This window comes from Aeromicrobium sp. 636 (assembly GCF_024433585.1).
GTDB lineage: Bacteria > Actinomycetota > Actinomycetes > Propionibacteriales > Nocardioidaceae > Aeromicrobium > Aeromicrobium senzhongii.
Genome location: NZ_WNJU01000009.1, coordinates 1 through 5,757, shown reverse-complemented (window position 1 = coordinate 5,757; position 5,757 = coordinate 1). Strand labels below are relative to the sequence as shown.

Sequence of the window (5,757 nt, the reverse complement as noted above, 5' to 3'; positions counted from 1 at the left end):
TGTAATGTTCTTCTTGTTGCACCGAACGGCGCAGCGAAGCGCAGACCGAAGCGGTTAACGCCAGGCACTCGTGAGAGGGCCGGAGACTGGCCGCGGAAAACGTAGCGCTACATCGTGACCGACCCGGGTTTGACCTGGTGAAAACGGCGATGTAAATTAGACGAGTTGCCCTGCGGGCTTGCCAGTGATGGTGGGTTGGTGGTGTGCGTCTGATCCTTGAGAACTCAACAGTGTGCCAAAAGTCGACGAATTATTATCAGTACCCCGGCGGCAAACGAAGGAATTCTGGGCCTTAAGTGGTTTGGTTTTCGCGCGGAGCCGCAGGGACAATTCCGACAACTAATGACTGTCAGCAGTCATAACTTGTCAGGAATCAAATTTTCTAGATGTTGACCATGCCTTCGGGTGTGGGAAATTTTCAACGGAGAGTTTGATCCTGGCTCAGGACGAACGCTGGCGGCGTGCTTAACACATGCAAGTCGAGCGGTAAGGCTCCTTCGGGAGTACACGAGCGGCGAACGGGTGAGTAACACGTGAGTAACCTGCCCCATTCATCGGAATAACCAGTGGAAACGCTGGCTAATGCCGAATACGACCACCGAAGGCATCTTCTGGTGGTGGAAAGCTCCGGCGGAATGGGATGGACTCGCGGCCTATCAGCTTGTTGGTGAGGTAATGGCTCACCAAGGCGACGACGGGTAGCCGGCCTGAGAGGGTGACCGGCCACACTGGGACTGAGACACGGCCCAGACTCCTACGGGAGGCAGCAGTGGGGAATATTGGACAATGGGCGAAAGCCTGATCCAGCAACGCCGCGTGAGGGATGACGGCCTTCGGGTTGTAAACCTCTTTCAGCAGGGACGAAGCGAAAGTGACGGTACCTGCAGAAGAAGGACCGGCCAACTACGTGCCAGCAGCCGCGGTAATACGTAGGGTCCGAGCGTTGTCCGGAATTATTGGGCGTAAAGGGCTCGTAGGCGGTTTGTCACGTCGGAAGTGAAAACTCAGGGCTCAACCCTGAGCGTGCTTACGATACGGGCAAACTAGAGGTATGCAGGGGAGAACGGAATTCCTGGTGTAGCGGTGGAATGCGCAGATATCAGGAGGAACACCGGTGGCGAAGGCGGTTCTCTGGGCATTACCTGACGCTGAGGAGCGAAAGCATGGGGAGCGAACAGGATTAGATACCCTGGTAGTCCATGCCGTAAACGTTGGGCGCTAGGTGTGGGGACCTTCCACGGTCTCCGTGCCGCAGCTAACGCATTAAGCGCCCCGCCTGGGGAGTACGGCCGCAAGGCTAAAACTCAAAGGAATTGACGGGGGCCCGCACAAGCGGCGGAGCATGCTGATTAATTCGATGCAACGCGAAGAACCTTACCTGGGTTTGACATATGCCGGAAACGCCTAGAGATAGGCGCCCCCTTGTGGTCGGTATACAGGTGGTGCATGGCTGTCGTCAGCTCGTGTCGTGAGATGTTGGGTTAAGTCCCGCAACGAGCGCAACCCTCGTCCTATGTTGCCAGCACGTAATGGTGGGGACTCATAGGAGACTGCCGGGGTCAACTCGGAGGAAGGTGGGGATGACGTCAAGTCTTCATGCCCCTTATGTCCAGGGCTTCAAGCATGCTACAATGGCCGGTACAATGGGCTGCGAAACCGCGAGGTGGAGCGAATCCCAAAAAGCCGGTCTCAGTTCGGATTGGGGTCTGCAACTCGACCCCATGAAGTCGGAGTCGCTAGTAATCGCAGATCAGCAACGCTGCGGTGAATACGTTCCCGGGCCTTGTACACACCGCCCGTCACGTCATGAAAGTCGGCAACACCCGAAGCCAGTGGCCCAACCGTTTACGGAGGGAGCTGTCGAAGGTGGGGCTGGCGATTGGGACGAAGTCGTAACAAGGTAGCCGTACCGGAAGGTGCGGCTGGATCACCTCCTTTCTAAGGAGCATCTGGCTCCCTCGTGGAGTCCAGGCGGACTCGTTCGTCAGCAAATGTCTGACGCGGTCCAGCTCACTAGTGGACGTCGACTATTTGGCTTGTCGCCGGCGGAACATCGTCAGTACTGCTCCTCTTCGGGGGAGCGTGGAAACTCGGTGGGACACGGCGTCAACTCAGGCACACTGTTGGGTCCTGAGGGATCAGCATCTAATGTTGGATTCCTCGGACCGTACACCCCCACGAACCACATGATTCTTCGGAATGATGTAGGCGTGGAAATTTGTACGGGACCGATCGTATTTTGAGAACTTCACAGTGGACGCGAGCATCTTTGTAGTAATAACAAGCTACTAAGTGCACATGGTGGATGCCTTGGCATCGAGAGCCGATGAAGGACGTTGGAGTCTGCGAAAAGCCCCGGGGAGTTGACAACCGAGCTGTGATCCGGGGGTGTCCGAATGGGGAAACCCACTCAGAGGAAAGTCTGAGTACCTGCGCCTGAACACATAGGGCGTTTGGAGGGAACGTGGGGAAGTGAAACATCTCAGTACCCACAGGAAGAGAAAACAATAGTGATTCCGGTAGTAGTGGCGAGCGAAACCGGACCTAGGCTAAACCTTGGGTGTGTGATAGCCGGCAGGCGTTGCATCCAGGGGGTTGTGGGACCGCACAGATTGTTCTGCCGAGCAGTCAAAGAGTCATAAACCATGAGTGAAGGTGAAACCGACTGGAAAGTCGTGACATAGAGGGTGAGATCCCCGTAACCGTAAGCTCATGGCTCTTGTGCGTCATCCCGAGTAACACCGAACCCCTGAAATTCGGTGTGAATCTGGCGGGACCACCCGCTAAGCCTAAATACTCCTCGATGACCGATAGCGGACTAGTACCGTGAGGGAAAGGTGAAAAGTACCCCGGGAGGGGAGTGAAATAGTACCTGAAACCGTGTGCATACAATCCGTTGGAGCTGTTCCTTAGGGAATTGTGACAGCGTGCCTTTTGAAGAATGAGCCTGCGAGTTAGCGTTGTGTAGCAAGGTTAAGGCGAGTGCCGTAGCCGTAGCGAAAGCGAGTCCGAATAGGGCGCTTGAGTTGCACGATCTAGACCCGAAGCGGAGTGATCTATCCATGGCCAGGTTGAAGCGCGGGTAAGACCGCGTGGAGGACCGAACCCACCTAGGTTAAAAACTGGGGGGATGAGCTGTGGATAGGGGTGAAAGGCCAATCAAACTCCGTGATAGCTGGTTCTCCCCGAAATGCATTTAGGTGCAGCGTCACGCGTTTCTTACCGGAGGTAGAGCACTGGATGGGCTAGGGGGCCTACAAGCTTACTGAACTCAACCAAACTCCGAATGCCGGTAAGTGAGAGCGTGGCAGTGAGACAGTGGGGGATAAGCTCCATTGTCGAGAGGGAAACAGCCCAGACCATCAGCTAAGGTCCCAAAGCGATTGCTAAGTGGAAAAGGATGTGGAGTCGCAGAGACAACCAGGAGGTTGGCTTAGAAGCAGCCACCCTTGAAAGAGTGCGTAATAGCTCACTGGTCAAGTAATTCCGCGCCGACAATTTAGCGGGGCTCAAGCAATCCACCGAAGCTATGGGATTCACACATGAGGTAGGCCTTCGTGGTCCAGCCGTGTGGATCGGTAGGGGAGCGTCGTGTCGCGAGCGAAGCGGCGGGGTAACCCAGCCGTGGATGCGACACGAGTGAGAATGCAGGCATGAGTAGCGAATGAAGAGTGAGAAACTCTTCCACCGAATGACCAAGGGTTCCAGGGTCAAGCTAATCTTCCCTGGGTAAGTCGGGACCTAAGGCGAGGCCGACAGGCGTAGTCGATGGACAACGGGTTGATATTCCCGTACCGGCGTTGAATCGCCCATGCTGAATCCAGTGATGCTAAGTGCCCGAAACCGCACCTTCCGTCTCTTCGGAGACAATGGTGCGGCAGAGCGCATGACCCGATCTGGTAGTAGGCAAGCAATGGTGTGACGCAGGAAGGTAGCTCATCCGTGGCGATGGTAGTCCACGGGTAAGGTCGTAGGACGAGTGATAGGCAAATCCGTCACTCATATGTCTGAGAGCCGATGCCACCCGCTTAGCGGAGTGTGAGTGATCCTATGCTGCCGAGAAAAGCATCTAGCGAGATTCAAAGCCGCCCGTACCCCAAACCGACTCAGGTGGTCAAGTAGAGAATACTAAGGTGATCGAGAGAATCATGGTTAAGGAACTCGGCAAAATGCCCCCGTAACTTCGGGAGAAGGGGGGCCGGATGCGTTATCAGACTTGCTCTGAGAAGCGTTGAAGGCCGCAGAGACCAGGCCCAAGCGACTGTTTACTAAAAACACAGGTCCATGCTAAGTCGAAAGACGCCGTATATGGACTGACTCCTGCCCGGTGCTGGAAGGTTAAGGGGACGTGTTAGCGCAAGCGAAGCACAGAACTTAAGCCCCAGTAAACGGCGGTGGTAACTATAACCATCCTAAGGTAGCGAAATTCCTTGTCGGGTAAGTTCCGACCTGCACGAATGGAGTAACGACTTGGGCGCTGTCTCAACCATGAACTCGGCGAAATTGCACTACGAGTAAAGATGCTCGTTACGCGCGGCAGGACGGAAAGACCCCGGGACCTTTACTATAGTTTGGTATTGGTGTTTGGTTCGACTTGTGTAGGATAGGTGGGAGACTGTGAAGCTTGGACGCCAGTTCAGGTGGAGTCAACGTTGAAATACCACTCTGGTCGTACTAGATATCTAACCTAGGTCCGTTATCCGGATCAGGGACAGTGCCTGATGGGTAGTTTAACTGGGGCGGTTGCCTCCTAAAATGTAACGGAGGCGCTCAAAGGTTCCCTCAGCCTGGTTGGCAATCAGGTTTCGAGTGTAAGTGCACAAGGGAGCTTGACTGTGAGAGTGACAGCTCGAGCAGGGACGAAAGTCGGAACTAGTGATCCGGCGCTGGCATGTGGAAGCGGCGTCGCTCAACGGATAAAAGGTACCCCGGGGATAACAGGCTGATCTTCCCCAAGAGTCCATATCGACGGGATGGTTTGGCACCTCGATGTCGGCTCGTCGCATCCTGGGGCCGTAGCAGGTCCCAAGGGTTGGGCTGTTCGCCCATTAAAGCGGCACGCGAGCTGGGTTTAGAACGTCGTGAGACAGTTCGGTCCCTATCCGCCGCGCGCGTAGGAAACTTGAGAAAGGCTGCCCCTAGTACGAGAGGACCGGGGTGGACGAACCTCTGGTGTGCCAGTTGTTCTGCCAAGAGCACGGCTGGTTGGCTACGTTCGGAAGTGATAACCGCTGAAAGCATCTAAGCGGGAAGCATGTTTCAAGATGAGGTTTCCCACTGGTTAACCAGGTAAGGCCCCCAGCAGACCACTGGGTTGATAGGCCGGAAGTAGAAGTGCAGCAATGCATGGAGCTGACCGGTACTAATAGGCCGAGGGCTTGTTTCTTACAAAGTTTGACCGCGTCCACTGTGAGGTTCCCGAGATATGATCGGGAGCCAGACTCGAAAGAGTCACCAAGGCTTGTTGATATCTCTATAGAGTTTCGGCGACCATGGCGAAGGGGAAATACCCGGTAACATTCCGAACCCGGAAGTCAAGCCCTTCAGCGCCGATGGTACTGCACTGGAGACGGTGTGGGAGAGTAGGACGTCGCCGGACAATCATTAGCGCGAGGCCGCTCCCTTTGGGAGCGGCCTTGCTGCATTTGTGCCCCTATCGTGAGGGCACACCTCGCGGAAGGACCCGAGAACATGGCTGAATCACGCAACCCCGCCGGCCGAGGCCGCAACAACAACAGCGGCGGATCCCGCAACGGC

General features: G+C 55.5%; 3 rRNA genes. All 3 read left to right on the top strand.

Going from position 1 to position 5,757, the window contains the following annotated elements:
• Positions 1-418 precede the first annotated feature (418 nt).
• The 3 genes from GL325_RS15520 (at position 419) to rrf (ending at position 5,599) form a co-directional block, all read left to right on the top strand.
• Positions 419-1,938: ribosomal RNA gene (locus GL325_RS15520) — 16S ribosomal RNA — on the top strand.
• Positions 1,939-2,278: 340 nt separating this feature from the next.
• Positions 2,279-5,386, top strand: a 23S ribosomal RNA gene (locus GL325_RS15515).
• 96 nt (positions 5,387-5,482) lie between these two features.
• Positions 5,483-5,599, top strand: a 5S ribosomal RNA gene (gene rrf / locus GL325_RS15510).
• Together the 16S, 23S and 5S rRNA genes form the textbook arrangement of a ribosomal RNA operon.
• The last annotated feature ends 158 nt before the right edge of the window (positions 5,600-5,757 follow it).